The organism is Streptomyces tamarix, assembly GCF_032423885.1.
GTDB lineage: Bacteria > Actinomycetota > Actinomycetes > Streptomycetales > Streptomycetaceae > Streptomyces > Streptomyces tamarix.
Window position 1 is genome coordinate 21,639 of sequence record NZ_JAWCTQ010000043.1, and the last position, 16,707, is coordinate 38,345.

The 16,707-nt window shown below is 73.8% G+C and carries 15 protein-coding genes and 1 pseudogene; 4 read left to right on the forward strand and 12 right to left on the reverse strand.

Features of this window, described 5'->3' with window-relative positions; genetic code table 11:
• The first annotated feature begins 3 nt into the window (after positions 1–3).
• Positions 4–399 (forward strand): SRPBCC family protein, encoded by a 396-nt coding sequence (locus RND61_RS26240; protein WP_315880582.1) that lies wholly within the window; start codon positions 4–6, stop codon positions 397–399.
• Between the two features lie 350 nt (positions 400–749).
• On the opposite strand, the gene RND61_RS26245 is transcribed toward RND61_RS26240, so the two are convergent.
• From RND61_RS26245 to RND61_RS26265, 5 genes are all read right to left on the reverse strand, one after another.
• Positions 750–1,292, reverse strand: a complete 543-nt coding sequence (locus RND61_RS26245) for an NPCBM/NEW2 domain-containing protein (RefSeq protein ID WP_315880583.1) — start codon at positions 1,290–1,292, stop codon at positions 750–752.
• Between the two features lie 557 nt (positions 1,293–1,849).
• A complete protein-coding gene (rocD, locus tag RND61_RS26250; protein ID WP_315880584.1) occupies positions 1,850–3,094 on the reverse strand; it encodes an ornithine--oxo-acid transaminase in 1,245 nt (414 codons plus the stop codon).
• A complete protein-coding gene (gene ddaH, locus RND61_RS26255) occupies positions 3,094–3,894 on the reverse strand; it encodes a dimethylargininase (protein WP_315880585.1) in 801 nt (266 codons plus the stop codon). Before ddaH ends, rocD begins: the two co-directional genes overlap by 1 nt.
• Before the next feature lie 177 nt (positions 3,895–4,071).
• Positions 4,072–4,599, reverse strand: coding sequence for an Lrp/AsnC family transcriptional regulator (locus RND61_RS26260; RefSeq protein ID WP_315880586.1), 528 nt, complete (start codon positions 4,597–4,599; stop codon positions 4,072–4,074).
• A 423-nt stretch (positions 4,600–5,022) separates the two neighbouring features.
• A complete protein-coding gene (locus RND61_RS26265) occupies positions 5,023–6,054 on the reverse strand; it encodes an ArsR/SmtB family transcription factor (RefSeq protein WP_315880587.1) in 1,032 nt (343 codons plus the stop codon).
• A 541-nt stretch (positions 6,055–6,595) separates the two neighbouring features.
• Here RND61_RS26265 and RND61_RS26270 point away from each other — a divergent pair.
• Both RND61_RS26270 and RND61_RS26275 read left to right on the forward strand, forming a co-directional pair.
• Entirely contained in the window at positions 6,596–7,129 is a 534-nt protein-coding gene (locus RND61_RS26270) for a putative immunity protein (RefSeq protein WP_315880588.1), read from the forward strand.
• 138 nt (positions 7,130–7,267) lie between these two features.
• A complete protein-coding gene (locus RND61_RS26275) occupies positions 7,268–8,227 on the forward strand; it encodes a 5'-nucleotidase (protein WP_315880589.1) in 960 nt (319 codons plus the stop codon).
• Between the two features lie 254 nt (positions 8,228–8,481).
• On the opposite strand, the gene RND61_RS26280 is transcribed toward RND61_RS26275, so the two are convergent.
• Complete coding sequence (locus RND61_RS26280; RefSeq protein WP_315880590.1) at positions 8,482–9,777, reverse strand: cation:proton antiporter domain-containing protein; 1,296 nt, start codon at positions 9,775–9,777, stop codon at positions 8,482–8,484.
• A gap of 607 nt (positions 9,778–10,384) precedes the next feature.
• Complete coding sequence (locus tag RND61_RS26285) at positions 10,385–11,101, reverse strand: TetR/AcrR family transcriptional regulator (protein ID WP_315880591.1); 717 nt, start codon at positions 11,099–11,101, stop codon at positions 10,385–10,387.
• 173 nt (positions 11,102–11,274) lie between these two features.
• Between RND61_RS26285 and RND61_RS26290 the strand changes: the two are divergent.
• Positions 11,275–12,880 (forward strand): annotated as a pseudogene (locus RND61_RS26290) (CocE/NonD family hydrolase).
• Between the two features lie 73 nt (positions 12,881–12,953).
• Here RND61_RS26290 and RND61_RS26295 read toward each other — a convergent pair.
• The 5 genes from RND61_RS26295 to RND61_RS26315 form a co-directional block, all read right to left on the reverse strand.
• Positions 12,954–13,697, reverse strand: a complete 744-nt coding sequence (locus RND61_RS26295) for a class I SAM-dependent DNA methyltransferase (protein ID WP_315880592.1) — start codon at positions 13,695–13,697, stop codon at positions 12,954–12,956.
• 366 nt (positions 13,698–14,063) lie between these two features.
• Positions 14,064–14,456 (reverse strand): RidA family protein, encoded by a 393-nt coding sequence (locus RND61_RS26300; protein ID WP_315880593.1) that lies wholly within the window; start codon positions 14,454–14,456, stop codon positions 14,064–14,066.
• A 395-nt stretch (positions 14,457–14,851) separates the two neighbouring features.
• Positions 14,852–15,406: a Clp protease N-terminal domain-containing protein gene (locus RND61_RS26305; RefSeq protein ID WP_315880594.1), complete on the reverse strand. Its 555-nt coding sequence runs from the start codon at positions 15,404–15,406 to the stop codon at positions 14,852–14,854.
• Positions 15,407–15,616, reverse strand: a complete 210-nt coding sequence (locus RND61_RS26310; RefSeq protein WP_315880595.1) for a sigma factor-like helix-turn-helix DNA-binding protein — start codon at positions 15,614–15,616, stop codon at positions 15,407–15,409.
• Between the two features lie 167 nt (positions 15,617–15,783).
• The gene (locus RND61_RS26315) at positions 15,784–16,680 is read right to left on the reverse strand and encodes an RNA polymerase sigma-70 factor (RefSeq protein WP_315880596.1); all 897 of its coding nucleotides are present in this window, start codon (positions 16,678–16,680) and stop codon (positions 15,784–15,786) included.
• Between the last annotated feature and the right edge of the window lie 27 nt (positions 16,681–16,707).

A 16,707-nucleotide genomic window follows, 5' to 3' on the forward strand; every position in this document is an offset into this window, starting at 1 on the left:
GTCGTGCCCACAGGGCTCACCAAGGACGCCGGCTGGCAGATCGGCGTGTCCCGTACCCTGCCCCATCCCGTGGCCATCGTCTGGGACTTCATCAGCAGCCCCGAAGGCACCGCCCTCCGGCTCGGCCCGGGCGCGGTCCTCGCCCCGGAACGCGGCACCCCCTACCGGACGGCCGGAGGAGTGCCGGGTGAGGTGCGCGGCTACCGCCCCGCGGACCGCATCCGCGTCACCCACGGCACCACCACGGTCCAGGTCGCCCTCGCCCCCGCAGGCGACGGAGCCCGGACGATGCTCCGCTTCCACCAGGAGCACCTGGCAAGCGCTGAAGAGCGCGAACGGCGACGGGCTCACTGGCGGCGCGTCATGGACCAGGTCGCTACCGCCCTCGACCGGCGGTGACCACGGCACGCGACACCTGGCCGGAGACCGACCCTGCGAGGTGAGGCGGCTCGGTCGCGACGCAGCCCGGCCCGCCGCGCTCGCCGCCCGCGGAACAGGGCCCAGACGTACGGCAGCCGGCGGCTCCCCTGCGCCCGGCCGAGGACGGGGGCCGTCGGCGGCGCCCCGGAACGGCTCCCCGCCGCGGTCCTGGCAGCCGGTGCCGGTGGCGGCACCGGCTGGGCGGTGTCAGCGGATGCCACCGTCCGCCGGACCCACCGGAACGCCGCCGGGCCGGGGGAAGGAGGCACCCGGCCGGTCCGGCCCCGGTGGTCGTCCCTTCGGGCACTTCCGCGGCGGGACGAGCGGGATCACGAGTGGAGCGTGGCGTCGGCCAGGGCGAGGACGATTCCGCTGTTGTCGCACTCGCCGGTGGAGCTGATGCGGAGTTTGACGACCCCGGTCATGTCCACGGTCACGGTCTGCGGCCGGTTGATATCCGTGCCCACGGTCTTCCGGACCCGGTCGTCGCCGTACACCATCACCTTGATCAGCTCGGCCGTGCCGTTGTCGTCCAGCCCGACGGTGAAGGTGAGCGACCTGTACCGCTCGTTGATGCTGTACTCGATGGACGTGCTGTCACAGGGGTAGGTCAACGCCATGGCGTGCTCGTAGGACTTCGCCCCCATGGTCACCGACTGGATGTGGAACGCGTCGCCGCCGCGGATGGGGGAGAGGTCGGTGAGCGGCACGGCACCCGAGGGCAAGGGCGCCGGACTCGACGGCTTCGCCGCGCCGTCCTCGCCGGAGCCGGAGCCGGACGGGGACGGGCCCGGGGCGGGCGCCGTCACCGTGACCGTCGCCGTGGTCGTCGCGGTGGCCGTCAGGGTGCGCGCGGTGGGCGAGTTGACCACCGTCGGGAGGCCGAAGAAGCCGAGGAGGACACCGGCGACGGCCGCGAGGGCGGAGATCAGCGCCGCGACCTCACCGAGTGTGCGCCTGGGCGGCGGGGCGGGCGCGGGGGACGGAGCCGGGCCGGGCGGAACCGGTGGGCCCGGTACCGGGGCCGGTGGTGGGGGCGGCGGATCCGCGGGAACCGGAGGAAGCCCGTTCGACGACGCTCCACTCACGCTCTGCCCCCTTCGGACGCGACCGGACCCACCACATTGAACCCGAACGCGCCCGGGAGAGACAGAGTCCCGCCGTACGAACACCTCCTGCCCGCGGTCCGGGCGGAAGCGGTGGACGGCGCTCGGCCCCGACGCGCCGGTTCCGGGACGGGCGCCGGCACCGGCGTCCGGGGCGGGTACTCGGTCCGAGCCGCCGGTGGGCCCCTTCGGGGCGGTGCCGCCCGGTGCGAGGAACTCCACCCGCACCCGGGGCGGGCCGGACGGCTCACCGCCGACCGCCGGATCACCCGTACCGCCGGGTGCCCGTACGGCGTGGACACCGCCCGACCCGGGACGGGCCCCTACGCCAGGACCTTCCTCAGGGCTTCGAGCGCGGTGTGGAGTTCCTCCTCCGTGATGGTCAGCGGCGGCGCCAGCCGGAGCGTGGACCCGTGGGTGTCCTTGACCAGCACGCCTTCGGCGAGGAGGCGCTCGCTGATCTGCCGTCCCGTGCCGATCGCGGGGTCGATGTCCACGCCCGCCCAGAGGCCGCGGGCCCGGTAGGCGATGACGCCCGTGCCGGTGAGCGCGGCCAGGCCGCGGTCCAGTACGTCGCCCAGCTCGGCGGCCCGCCGCTGGAACTCGCCGGTGGCCAGCAGGTCGAGGACCGCCGAACCGACCGCGGCCGACAGCGGGTTGCCACCGAACGTCGAACCGTGGTCACCGGGCCGGAGCACGGAGAGCACGTCGCGGTGGGCGACCACCGCGGAGACCGGGACGATGCCGCCGCCCAGGGCCTTGCCCAGGAGCAGGACGTCCGGCACCACCGATTCGTGGTCGACGGCCAGCGTGCGGCCCGTGCGCCCGAGGCCCGACTGGATCTCGTCGGCGATGAAGAGGCACCCCAGGCGCCGGGTCAGTTCGCGGACGCCGGTGAGGTAGCCCTCGTCGGGGATGACGACGCCGGCCTCACCCTGGATGGGTTCGATCAGCACGGCCGCCGTCGTCTCGTCCACGGCCGCTTCCAGCGCGGCGAGGTCGTTGTACGGGACGGCACGGAAGCCGGGGGTGAAGGGCCCGAACCCCGCACGGGCCGCCTCGTCCGTGGAGAAGCTCACGATCGTCGTGGTGCGGCCGTGGAAGTTGCCGTCGGCGACGACGACGGTCGCCCGGCCCGGTGCGACGCCCTTGACCTCGTACGCCCATTTGCGGGCCACCTTGACGGCGCTCTCCACGGCCTCGGCGCCGGTGTTCATCGGCAGCACCATGTCGAGGCCGGTCAGCTCGGCCAGGCGCTCGGCGAAGCCGGCCAGCCGGTCGTTGTGGAAGGCGCGCGAGGTGAGGGTGACTTCGTCGAGCTGGCGGTGCGCGGCTTCGACGATCGCGGGATGGCGGTGCCCGAAGTTGAGGGCCGAGTAGCCGGCCAGCATGTCGAGGTAGCGGCGGCCCTCGACGTCCTCGACCCAGGTGCCCTCCGCCCGGGCGACGACTACGGGCAGCGGGTGGTAGTTGTGCGCCACTACCGGGGCCTCGGCGCGGATCAGCTGCGCCGACGAACGTGTCCCGGAGGCGGACCCGGACGCGGGGAAGGTGGTGGGGCTGGTCATCAGCGGATCTCCTGAGTGCAGCACTTGATGCCCCCGCCGGCCTTGTGGAACTCCGAGAGGTCGACGGGGACGGGGACGTATCCACGGTGGGCGAGCTGGTCGACGAGGTGGTGGGCCTGCGGGGCGACGAAGACGTGGCGGCCGTCGGACACGGAGTTGAGGCCGAACGCCAGGGCGTCCTCCTCGGTGGCGATCAGCGCGCGCGGGTACAGCCGCCGGAGGACCTCGCGGCTGCCCGGGGAGAACGCCGCCGGGTAGTACGCGACGTCGCCCGCGCCCGTCCCGTCGCCCTCACCGTCCTCCTCGCCGAGGAAGAACAGCGCGGTGTCCAGGTGGTAGAAGCGGGGATCGACCAGGTCGAGGCTGATCACGGGCCTGCCGAAGAACTCCTGCACCTCGCGGTGGGCGGCCCGTTGCGTGCGGAAACCGGCGCCGGCGAGCACGAACCGGCCGGCCGGGACGAGATCGCCCTCGCCCTCGCAGACCGACCGGGGGGTGTGGACGTCGTAACCGGCCGCCTTGAACCAGGTCGCGTACGCGGCCGACTCCTGCCGCCGCTCGGGCGCGCGGAAGGACGAGCCGAAGACCCGACCGTCCACGACGAGGGCCGCGTTGGCCGCGAACACCATGTCGGGCAGGCCCTCCACCGGAGCCACCGTCTCGACCGTGTGGCCGTGGTCGCGGTAGGTCTGGACCAGGTTCCCCCACTGCTCACGGGCGAGCGCGCGATCGACCGGCGTGTCCGTGTCCATCCACGGGTTGATGGCGTAGCGCACCTCGAAGTAGCGGGGCTCGCACATCAGATAGCGCCTGCGACTTCGGCCGCGGCCGAGCGGGGCACGTCCTACGGGCACGGGGAGCTCCTCCGCTTCCTGCGGCGACGATCGGGAGGTCCTCCCACCGTAGGAAGGGGCCGATGCATCCGACAAGAAAGGGAAACTGCGCGCATACGCAGGAATGCTGCGTGGACCGGCGGCTCAGGGCAGGTTCGTTGCGTCACCCGTTGCGCCGCCGGGGACGGCGACCGGCGCGGACTCGCTGGCCCCCGCCTCCGGGCTCTCCGGCAGCAGGTGGGACAGCACCATGTAGCTGATCGTCTTGCGGATGAAGGGCTCGCTGCGGATCCGCTCCAGCACCTCCTCGAAGTGCTCCACGTCGGTGGCCCTGACGTGCAGGAGCGCGTCGGCGGCCCCGGTCACCGTCATGGCCGCCGCGATCTCCGGGTACTTGCGCGCCACCTCCGCGATGCGCCTGGGCGGTGCCGCGCTGTCGCAGTACACCTCGATGTACGCCTCCGTGCGCCAGCCGAGCGCGGCGGGGCGGACCGTGGCCCTGAAGCCCGTGATCACGTCGGTCTTCCGCAGCCGGTCCACCCGGCGTTTGACGGCGGTGGCCGACAGGCCGACGACCGCGCCGATCTCGGCGAAACTCGCCCGGGCGTTCTCGATCAGGATCGCGACGATCTTCCGGTCGAGCTCGTCGAACGGAGGGGACTTGTCGGTCATGGCGGGCGATCTTCTCCTCGTGCCGCTCCGGGCAGGGGCCGTCTGCCTCCCCATCTTGCCGGACCGCCTCGTACCGGACCGGGCCCTCCACTCCGGCACCGCGTCCAACGCTCCCGCACCGGCCGCGACGAGGGCCCGTCCGGGTCCGGGACGAGTCCGGTGGGTCGCGCCGGGCCTCGACCGGGGCCGCCTCACCGTACGGCTGCGGCTGCTGCCCGGCCGTACGGCCGTACGGCGGGCCCGGCCGCTCCGGCCGCCCGCGCCGCGGAAGACCTGCGCCGACCGCGCGGGGAAGGGGCCGGAGACGCCGCGCCCGCGGAGCCCGCCCCGGGAGGATCCCGCCTTCCTCCGGTACCGGGCACGGGCCGCCGGCTGGTCCCCACGGCACGGCCAGGGCCTCGACGGGCAGCGGGCGGTGCCGCTCTACGCGCTGCCGGCGGACGACGGGGTGCCGTTGAGCATTGTGGTGCCGAGGGGGGTGAGGCTGTGGAGGACGGCGCTGCCGTGCCGGGTGGTGGTGATCAAACCGGCCTTCCGCAGCACGGTCGCGTGTTCGCTGGCGGAGGCAGGGGACACGGAGAGCCGTTGGGCGAGCCGGCCGGTGGTGCAGGGGCCTTGGCCGATGGCGTCGAGGGCGCGGGCGCGGGTACGGCCGAGGAGCGACTCCAGCGCCCTCAGTTCGGCGGTCCCCCTGGGCGTCAGCACGGCCGCGGCGTCGGCGATGGTGCGCACGACGGGGAAGAACAGCAGCACGGGCGCCTGGGGGTCGACAGCGCTGACGAAGTTGGAGACGAGCCTCGTCTGGCAGAAGACGGAGGGCACCAGGGTCAGGCCGCGGCCGGCGGGCCGGGACTCCCCGACCGACTTGCCACGCCCGACCTCCAGGACGGGCGGGCGCCAGCGGAACCCCGGAGGCAGCGCGGAGAGCATCGCCTCCACCCCGTGCTCGGCGAGGATCCGGGCATAGCTGGTCTGTTCGGCCTGTAGGCGCGCGAGGACGCGCGGCCAGTGGGGAAGCACCGCGGCCCGGTGGTAGGCGTCGATGAAGTCCAGCAGGCTCTGCCGGTCGGCCCTGTCGTGTGCGGGATCCCCCCAGTCGGCGCCGGACCAGGCGGGCGCGTGCGGGAAGTAGCGGGCGTGGCTCTCCCCCGCGCCGACGATCTCGGCTTCCACGTGGCGCGGATGCGCCGCCCGCAGGGCTTCCATGCCCTCCTCCAGGGAGGCCGCGCGCCCGGTGAGCGTGAACAGGTCCAGGACCTCGTCCCGGAAGAGCGCCGCGGCGGGGTGGCGGGCGGCGGGAATGCCGTGGGTCCGCCGGTGCCAGCCCGCGAACGCGGGCGGCGGGTCGTGCCGCTGCAGGGTCATCAGGCTGAAGAACGTCTCGCCCAACGGTCCCCAGGTGGTCGCCACGCGGGTCTTGGCCAGGTCCTCCCTCGTGAAGTGGATGCGCAGCACCGAGGCCCTCCTCGCTCGCTCGTCGAAGAGGCCACTCTCCCGTCGCGCCCCCGGTACGGCCAGACCCCTTCACGTCAGGCGCTTCGGCGCTGACCGAAAGGCTTCGCCCCCTGTGCGCGGGGCGCGCAGAATCTTCGGTGACGGCCGGCGGCGCGGCACACCGCACCGGGGGAAGCGGCACACGAGAGCCGCCGGCCGTCCGGGGGACCGGCCCCCTTCCCGCCCCTCGGGGCGCCACGGGCGAGACGCGGGGTCGGGGCGGTCCGCGCGGCTCCGACGCCGGCCGCGCGGGGCGCGGCAGCGGGTTCTCCACGTGGCCCCGCGCGTACGCGAACCATCCGGGCCTCCACGGGCCCTGTGCCGATCGCCGCGGGCCGGCGCGGGTGCCGCGTACCGCACGGGCCTGGGGCGCGGCAGCCGCGGAGGGCCTCCGTCAGCGTCCTGGACGCACCCGCCCGGGCTCCGCGGCCGGACGACACGAGGGGGAACACCCGTACGCCCTGCCGCCCCGTCGTCTGGCGCGGTGGTCGAAGATGGGACCATGACAGGGGAAGCGGGCGAGGTCGTTCTGAGCAAGCAGGACCTCCGCGAGGTCACCGCGTTCGCCGCGGCGTGCGCGGAGGCGGTACTCGAGGTGTTCGAGGCCGATCAGCCGGACGACTCGCGGCCGCGGGACGCGATCGGTGCCGCCTGGGAGTTCGCCCGGGGCGGTGAGCGGGGGAAATCCCTGCGCGACACGGCGTGGGCGGCGCTCAGGGCGGCCAAGGGCGCGGACACGGCGGCCGCGCGCGAGGCGGCGTGGGCGGCGATGTCCGCGGCGGGCGCGGCCTACTTGCACCCGTTGGCCAAGGCCACCCAGGTCAAGCACATCCTCGGCGCGGGCGCCCACGCGGCCAGAGCGGCCGAGCTGCTCGCCGGCGACGACCGGGCCGTCGGCGCCGAACACGTCGAGCACGCGGTGCGTCGCGCGACCCCGGTCGTCGTCGACGTGCTCGAACGCTTTCCGGCGGCACCGGCCGGCGGCGGACGGGTCGGCGAGTTGATCCGCATGCTGGACGCCGGCCTCCGTCCCTGACCACCGCTGGACACCCTCGGCACCCGGCCGGCCCCCCGGCGTTCGACGGCGGCACCACCGGACGCCCGAACCCGACCGGGCCGGTGTGACGATGAGATGATCGGGGGCCAAGGGAACGGACTGGACAAAGGGGTTGCCGTGGCCGCCTACGACCTTGAGAACCGGCTGGTCATCGGTATCGCCTCCAGCGCGCTCTTCGACCTCGCGGAGTCGGACGCCGTCTTCCGGGAGCAGGGCGAGGACAGCTACCGCGCCTACCAGGAAGAACACCGTGACGACACGCTCCGCCCCGGAGTCGCGTTCCCGTTCATCCGCCGGCTGCTGTCGCTGAACGACCTGGGCGAGGAAGACGACCCCTTGGTCGAGGTCATCGTCCTCTCCCGGAACGACCCCGACACCGGGCTTCGCGTCATGCGCTCCATACAGGCCCACGAGCTGCCGATCAGCCGGGCCGTCTTCATGCAGGGCCGCTCGCCCCACGCGTTCATGCCGGCCCTCAACATGTCGCTGTTCCTGTCGGCGAACGCCGGCGACGTACGCGAGGCCGTCGCGGCGGGACTTCCCGCGGGCCACGTCCTGGGAGGGCCCTACGAGGACGACGTCGACGACCGCGACCTGCGCGTCTCCTTCGACTTCGACGGCGTCCTCGCCACCGACGAGTCGGAGCGGGTCTACCAGACGGGGGGCATCGAGGGATTCCGGGCCCACGAGGTGCTGAACGCCGCCGTCCCGCACGATGCGGGACCGCTGAAGGACTTCCTCGCCAACATCAACCGCATTCAGCGGCGGGAGGAGGAAAAGCGCCGGAAGGACCCCGACTACCGGATCCGCCTCCACGTGTCGCTCGTCACCGCGCGCAACGCGCCCGCGCACGAACGGGCGGTGATGAGCCTGAAGCGGTGGGGGCTGACGGTGAACGACGCGTTCTTCCTCGGCGGCATCGACAAGGGCGAGATCATGAAGGTCCTCAAGCCGCACATCTTCTTCGACGACCAGGCGAGCCACCTGGCGAGCACCTCAAGGACCACGCCGAGCGTCCACGTCCCCTTCGGGAAGATCAACGAGCAGGTCGCCGAGGCCGTCCGGCCGCCCGCCTGACCCCCTCCCCGTACCGGAGCCACGGGGACCGGCTCGCAGTCGGTGGTCCGGAGCCGGGCCGCGGGGCCGGCGGGCTGCCTCGCCGCCCCGGCCGGCAGGCCCCCGGCGGAGGGCCGGGTGAGCCCGCGGTGCCACGTGGACGCTCGGCGGTGGGAGACGGGGACCCCCGTGCGGAGCCCGCCGGGGGCCGTGCCGCGCGGGGGTCCCCGCCGTGATCGGCGCGCCGGTGCCGACGGCGCGCGTGGTCGGTGCGGCTACGCGGTGGGGCCTGCCGTGCGTTCGGGCGCGGTGGTGGCCTTGGCGGCCCCGGGGGGTGCGTCGGTGCCGGTATCGACGAGGTCGTCGCCGGTGGGCCGCCCCAGGAGCCAGGTCAGCAGGGGGCCTGCCATCGCGGTCGTCACCACGGCCATGACGACCATGAGCGAGTAGAGCTCCTGCTGGAGGAAGCCCAGTTGCAGGCCCACGTTCAGGACGATGAGTTCGGTGAGGCCGCGGGTGTTCATCAGGGTGGCCAGCGCGGCTGACTGCCGCACCGGCATCCGGTTCAGACGGGCGGCGGCGAACGCGCCGATGAACTTTCCGCCCACGGCCACCAGCAGGATGAGGCCGAGGTCCCCGAGCCCGCCCGCGTCGAGCCCGGAGAGGTCGACCCGAAGGCCGGCGACGAGGAAGAACACGGGCAGGAGCAGCGTGCCGCTCATCTGGCCGAGGCGGTCGTGCACGTCGCGGCGGAGCTGCTCGGTGCCGGAGCGCGGGAGGACGACGCCGAAGAGGAACGCGCCGAAGATGTAGTGCAGGCCCAGCCACTCGGTGGCGGCGGCGGACAGCAGCAGGCCGGCGAGGATGCAGGCGAAGACGGTCGGGGTGAGCCGGAGCGAGGCCCGGCGCTCCGCCATCCGGCGCAGCGCGGGACGCAGCAAGAACATCATGCCCAGCAGGTACGGGACGGCGAGCAGGATCCGCCACTCGTCGGCGCCGGCCGAACCGCTGAGGGCGACCACGGCGGCGAGCAGGAACCAGGCGAGGACGTCGTCGATGGAGGCGCAGGCCAGGGCCACCACACCCAGGGGAGTGCGGGCCATGCCCCTGTCGGTGAGGATCCTGGCCAGCACCGGGAACGCGGTGATCGACATGGCGATGCCCATGAAGAGCATGAACGCCGTCCTGTCACCGGTGCCGTGGTCTTCCATCAGGTAGAGGGCCAGGGCCGCGCCGAGGCCGAAGGGCAGCAGGATGGAACTGAGCGAGACGCTGGGGGCGATGGCCCCGCTCCCCCGGATCAGGGCCGCGTCCCACTCCAGCCCGACGATGAACATGAAGACGGCGACACCGACCGCGGCCAGGGCGCCGAGCAGGGGCCGTATGGTGTCGGGTAAGAGGACGTCGGATATCGCCCCGTGGAAGAGGGTCGGCCCCAGCGCGATGCCGGCGAGCACCTCGCCGATCACCGCCGGTTGGCCCAGGCGTCGGGCCAGTGCTCCGAGCAGCCGTGCCAGGAGCACCATGGCGGCGAGGCCGACGAGGAGTGAGATGGTCTGTTGCGTGGTCATGCGATCCGTTTCCGTCCGTAGCGCTCCGGCCCGCGGCCTCGTGTGTCGAGCGAGGCGGGGCTGGATGGGCAGGTGGGCTGTCTGAGGGCAGGGCGGGCGGCGGGGCCCGTCCCTTCGCGGGGACGAGGTGTGGCGGAGGGGGCGCCGGATGCCGGACCGACGCGGGGGCACTCCCCGAACGTCACGATCATGGCAAGCGCGCGTGGCGGTACCTTAGAGGAGCACCCGTCGTCGGCGGGGCCGGCGAGCAGCACAGTTGAACATCGCGCCCGAAGCGCGGGGACGGGCTTGCCGCTCCGCGGTCCGCCCGAGGGGCGCGCAACTGCCCACAGGGGCGCATCGCCTTCCCTTCCCGGCGAACCGAAAGGTCCGCGTCTTCCTCGTCCGTCGCCGATCGCCCATGGTAGGAACGGACCTCGGGAGGTCGCAGGTCGTTCCGCGCGAATGACGTGGACGGGACGGGAACCACGCGGTTTCGGACAGCACCCGTCGACGGGTGTCGACCGCGCGAGCAAGCCGCTCCCCACCGATCACGCCCGCGGTCGGCCCCGGTCCGGGAGGCGCCGGCCACCGGTGAGGACGGACGCGGTGACGGGGGAGGGCGGGATCAGTCGGCGTCGAGGCCGTCGACCAGGCGGTTGAGGAACCGGGTGAACGTGGCTTCGGGGGCGGGGGAACGGCCGGGAGCGGAAAGCGCCTCGGCGAGTTCCGGGTGACGGCCGTCCGCGGCGACCGCGGCCAGGTAGCGCGCCTCGGCTGCGGCCCGTTCCGCGGACCGTGAGGCCGCTGCCTGCGCGATCTCGTGGGTGACGTGTCCGGCCACGAACGCGGTGAGCTGGGCGAACACCTCCAGCTTCGCCGCGCCGTCCAGCCCGGTGGGACGCAGCACGGCGAGCGCGCGTTCCAGGAAGGCCAGCGTGTTGGGCCCCGGAACGCGACGGGTGGACAGGACGGCGGGCAACCAGGGGTGGCGCAGCATGTGGGCGCGCTGGAGGTGGGCGATGGCCTTGAGGTCGGCGCGCCAGTCGCCGGTGGGCGCGTCCGTGACCGACAGCTCGCCGCTGACGTGGTCGACCATCAGCTCCAGCAGCGTCTCCTTGTCGGGAGCGTAGCTGTAGAGCGACATGACCCCGGCCCCGACCTCGGCGGCCACCCGCCGCATGGTGACCGCTTCGAGTCCCTCCGCGTCCGCGAGGGCGACGGCCGCCGCCGTGATCACCTCACGGCTGAAGGAGGGTCTGCGGCCCCTGCGGGGCTCGGCGGGACGCAGCCAGAGCTGTTCGGGGTCGACGCCCGCGGCGCCGGACCCTCCGTCGTGGGGCACGGTCTCGCGCTCCTTCCCCTGGTGGTCGAGGCGGCTCCTGCGGAGGCCATCCAAGCATGCCGTATTCTCGTACAACGTACGGAATATAGGAGGGGAAGATGTCGCCACGCACGCCCGGTACCGCGGCCGGAGCGCCACCTGCAGCCGGAAGGCCGCCGCTGTCCTCGCGGATGATGAGGGCGACCTGGCGAGGACTCCCGGCGAAACGGCACGAGGTCGGATGGGAGCCCGGGCTGGTGGTGCCGGCCGCCGACGGCAGCCCGCTGATCACCGACCACTACTTCCCGCGCGCGGAGGGCGTTTTCCCCCACCCTCCTGGTCCGCTCGCCCTACGGCCGGGGTCTGCCGTGGTCTCCCATGTACGGCCTGCTCTTCGCCGAACAGGGGTTCCACGTGGTCCTGCAGAGCTGCCGCGGCACCGGCGGGTCGGGCGGCGCGTTCGACCTGTGGCGCAACGAGACCGCCGACGGCCGGGCCACGGTGTCCTGGCTGCGCGGGCAACCGTGGTTCAGCGGAACGCTGGGGACCGTCGGTCCCAGCTACCTGGGCTACGTGCAAGGGGCCCTCGCCGCGGATCCGCCGCCGGAACTGAAGGCGATGGTGGTGCAGGTGGGCCTGCACGACCCCTACGCCCTGTTCCACGCGGACGGTGCGCTGCGCCTGGAGAACGCCCTCGCCGTCGGCGTGGGCATGACCTACCAGCACCGGGGCCCGGCGCCGTTCCTGAGGGCGGCACTGCGCCTGCGGCGCCGCCTGCGCGCCGTCACCACCGCGCGGCCCCTGCGCGGAGCGTACGCGTCCGCCCGCGGGGGCGAAGTGCCCTGGCTGGACGACGTGATGACGCACCCGGACGCCGAGGACGCGTACTGGCGCGGCGCCTCACCGGCGGAGCCGGCGGAGCGGTTCCGCGTGCCCACGAGCCTGATCACCGGATGGCACGACGCGCTGGTCGACCAGACCTTCGAGCAGTACCACCGACTGCGTCGGGCCGGGTGCGAGACGGCCCTGCTCGTCGGCCCCTGGACCCACGCCTCCGCCCTGCGACAGGGATGGCCCGAGGTGTTCGCCGAGAGCCTCGCGTGGCTCCGCGCCCACCTGTGCGCGGACCCCTCCGGCCTGCGTCCCACCGCGGTGCGCGCGCACATCGGCGGCGAGAACGCCTGGCGGGACCTCGACGACTGGCCACCGGTCACGGCCACCTCCTCCTGGTACCCCCTCCCCGGCGGGCACCTCACCGAGCAGGCCCCCACGGACCCCACACCCGTGACGGCGTTCCGCTACGACCCGGCCGACCCCACCCCGTCCCTCGGCGGCCCTCTGCTCTCCGCCGGCGCCGGTCCGCGCGACAACCGCGCCCTGGAAGCCCGGGCCGACGTCCTGACCTTCACCACCCCTCCACTGACCGCGCCCGTGGACGTCCTCGGCCCGGTCTCCGCACGGCTGAGCGTCTCCACGGACACCGGGCACGCCGACGTCTTCACCCGCCTGTGCGACGTGGACCCGGACGGCCGCTCCGTCAACGTCTGCGACGGGCTCGGCCGGCTCCGGACGACCGGACGGACCCCCTCGCAGGCCACCGTGCCGATGAGCTCCACCGCCCACCGCTTCGGCGTCGGCCACCGCATGCGCTGGCAGATCAGCGGGGGTGCCCATCCGCGCTACGCCCGCAGCCCCGGCACCGGCGAGTCGCCGGTGGACGTCACCGCCTTCGTACCGGTGCGCGTCACGCTCCACGCGGACTCGGCGTTGATGCTTCCCCGCAGTTCCGGGCTCACGTGACGCCCCGGGCCCATGGGGGACGGCCGGCCGGGCGTTCCGCCCGCCCTCCGGGGCGGCACCGACGCGAAGGAAGCTACCGCGTCTGCGGGATCCGGTACACGGAGACGTGGGAACGCGACTCGGCGGTGAACTCGGCACCGGCCCAGTCCGCGTCCCTGGCCTCCAACTCGAACCCGGCCAACTGGGCCATGAGGTCGAGTTCGGCCGGCCAGACGTAGCGGTGGGGGCTGCGGGACAGCCGCGCCTGCCGGGTCTCGTCGAACCGGAAGTGGTGCGACACGACGCGCTGCCGCAGGACGTCGTAGGTGTCCAGACCGATGTAGCCGGTCTCGGAGTGCCAGACGGTGGCGGTCTGGCCCGGGGGGAGCTTGCGCAGCTCGGGCACCCACAGCTCGACCACGAACCGGCCACCGGGTACGAGGTGGCGAGCGGCGTTGCGGAAACACTCGACCTGCTCGGCCTGGGTGAGCAGATTGGAAATCGTGTTGTAGACGAGGTAGACCAGGGTGTGCTCCCCGGGTACGACGGTGGTCGCCATGTCGCCGATGACCACCGGGATCGTCGCCTCGTCCACCTTGGTGCGCAGTTGCTCCACCATCGGCGGTGACAATTCAATGCCGGTCACCGGGACCCCCCGCTCCGCGAGCGGAACGGCCACCCGGCCGGTCCCGATGGCGAACTCAAGCGCTGCCCCACCCCCGGCGAGCTGGGCGAGTCGCTCCACGGTCGGCCCCAGGACCTCCGGCGCGAACATGCCGGACCCTGGTGTGTCGTAACCCCGTGCGGTCTCCGCGTCCCAGATCTGCTCCTGCTGCACGCCCCCACGCTCGCCGTTGCCGTCAGCGCTGTCCAGCGGATATTCGCTTCCCGCCGCGGTGCGGGGTCGAGAGCGCCCGCCGAAGGCTCCTCCCCGTACCGCTCGGTCCGCGCCCCGCCGTCCTCGGCGGCCCGGTGATTTCCGCGGGCACCACCGCGGGCGCCTCGACGACCTCGACGCGTGCCGTCCCGCTCCGCGCGGGTCCTGAAGGGGACGCGCGGCGTCCCCGGCCAGGGCCGCTCCTCCTGCCGGTCGGAGGACCCCGCCCGGGGCGAGACCCGGCGCCGTCCGCCCTCCCGCCGGGGCCGGTGGCGAAGGTGCTGGTCACAGCCGTCGACGAGCGGTTGCGACCAGCACCTTCGCGGGTCAGTCGAGGATGGCGTCGAGCTCTACCTCGACGAGCCAGTCGGGGTCGATGAAACGTGAGACCTCAACGAAGGTGCAGGCCGGGCGGATCGACGCGAACCGCTCACCGTGCGCTTGCGCGGCCTCCCGCCAGCGCGTCACGTCCGTGAGCATGATGCGGGTCCGCACGACGTCCTCCAGCGACGCCCCGGCTTCCTTCAGTGCGGCCTCGGCGATCTCCAGGCACCTCACGGTTTGGGCACGGACATCGCCTTGCCCCACCGTCGTTCCGTCGTCCCCGATGGGAGCGGTACCGGCGACCGCGACATGCTTCCCCTTGCGGACTGCCCGTGAAAACCCGATGCGGGGCTCAAGCGGCGACCCGGAACTGATCATCTGTCGAGCGTGTTCCATCGCACCATGATCTCAGAGCACCGCACTTCCGATACGCCCCGCCCCACCGGCCCGGGCCGGAACCCCGCGTGCGCCTCCCGCGGGGCCCGGCCCCGCGGGAGGCGCACGCGTCGTGCCCGCCGCGGGGGCCCTTCCCCGGCGCCGGGTGGCCCGGCACCGGGCGGCGGTCGGGGCACCGCGTCGAGCGGGCGGTGGAGCCGGGCGCGTGGGGTGTGCGCGGACGGACCGCGCCTTCGGGCCGGCGGCTCGCCGCGGCGCGCGCGGGAGCACTCCCGGGCCGCCCTCGGGCCCCCTCGTGCCCGTACCGACGGCGCCGCCCGCTGCGGGCCCCGCACGGCGATGTCACGCCTGTGCCCAGGGGGAGGCCGCGGCGGACTGCCGGGACCGGTCGGCCGTCAGGCTGTCAGGCCGCGTTCCGCGTGGGCGTAGGTGACGCCGTGGTCCGCCAGGACCTCGGAGACCGGGCCCGGTCGGGCGGCGAGGGCCAGGACCAGGTGCCGGGCCCCGATCTCTTTGTCCTTGCGGCCGAGGGCGACGCGCAGGGACTGTTCCAGGGTCTGCTTGGCCCCCTCGGTGAACGGCCGGTGGGAGCGCGGCCCCGGCTCCCGGCGGCCGAACAGGGACGCGGCGAAGCCGCGGGCGCGGGGTGCGGACGCGCCGAGGGCGCCCTCGCCGTGGGTCCGCTCGACCCGGGAGACCACCTCGGTCAGGTCGATCCCCAGCCCTGCCAGGGCCTCCTCGTCGGCCTTCGACAGGCCGCCCCGGCGCCGGGCCGCGGCCAGTCCCGCGCGGATGGCGGCCCGGTCCACCCCGAGGGGGTCGAGTGCGCCCTGCTCCAGCAGGGACAGCAGCAGGTGTTCCTCCGTGACCCAGGCGGCACCGGCCTTCGTGGCCTCCGCCTGCGCTCCGACCACCGCCGAGCGCGCCGCCGTCGTGAACCTCTCGAACATTCACGCCCTCCCGTACTTCTTGTGCACGGCCTGGCGGCTGACGCCCAGTTCGGCCGCGATCTCCTGCCAGGACCAGCCCTGTGCGCGGGCGCTGCGTACCTGGACGGACTCCAGTTGTTCCAACAGCCGCCGCAGCGCGGCGACGGCCCGCAGCCCCACCCGGGGGTCGCGGTCGCCGGCGCGGGCGGCCAGATCGGTCGCTTCGGTCATGCTTGTCAATCTAGGTTGACAAGGGTCGACTGTCAACCCAAGTTGACGAGCTCGGGGGGTGCCGGCCTCTCCCGCCCCGCCCGCACCGTCGCCCGGCCCGGTACGGCGGCGGAGACCGGGCACCGGGCGGCCCCCCGGGCGGGCGGGGGACCGGCACCCCGGCCTCCTCATCGCAGGGTGAGCGGGGTCTCGGTCCCGACGCGGGTCAGCTTCTCCGGGTTGCGGACGTAGTAGACGCCCGTGATGCGGCCCTCCTCGACCCGCAGCCCCATGACACCGTCGATCTCACCGTCCAGGTGCAGGACCAGTGCCGGACTGCCGTTGACCAGGGTCGGCTCGCAGGTGATCGTGGCGCCGGTCTTGGCGGAGCCGCCGAGGTAGAAGCGGACCAGCTTCCCGGCGCCGACGACCGGCCGCAGCGCGGTCCGCTTCACGCCGCCGCCGTCGCTCACCAGGACGACGTCGGGGGCGAGCACGTCCAGGAGGCCCTGGGGGTCCCGGGTTTCGAGAGCACGCCGGAACGACTCCACGACCGCCCGGGCGTCGCTCGGGGAGACCGCCTTCCGGGGGCGCCGGGCGCTGACGTGCCGGCGGGCGCGGTGCGCGATCTGGCGGACGGCCGCCGGGCTCTTGCCGACGGCCGCCGCGATCTCGTCGTAGCCGATGTCGAAGACCTCGCGCAGCACGAAGACGGCACGCTCGGTCGGCGACAGCGTCTCCAGGACGAGCATCAGCGCCATCGACACGCTCTCGGCGAGCTCGACGTCCTCGGCCACGTCCGGCGTGGTGAGCAGCGGCTCGGGCAGCCACTGGCCGACGTACGCCTCCCTGCGGCGCTTCACGGCGCGCAGCCGGTTGAGCGACTGCCGGGTCGTGATCCGCACCAGGTACGCCCGCCGGTCGCTCACCCGCTCCAGGTCCACCTCGATCCACCGCAGCCAGGTCTCCTGGAGGACGTCCTCGGCGTCGGCCGCCGATGCCAGCATCTCGTAGGCGATCGTGAAGAGCAGATTGCGGTGGGCGACGAACGCCTCGGTCGCCGGGTCGGTGGTGTGGTCGGTCATGTCTCGGTCCCTCTTCCCCGAACGCCC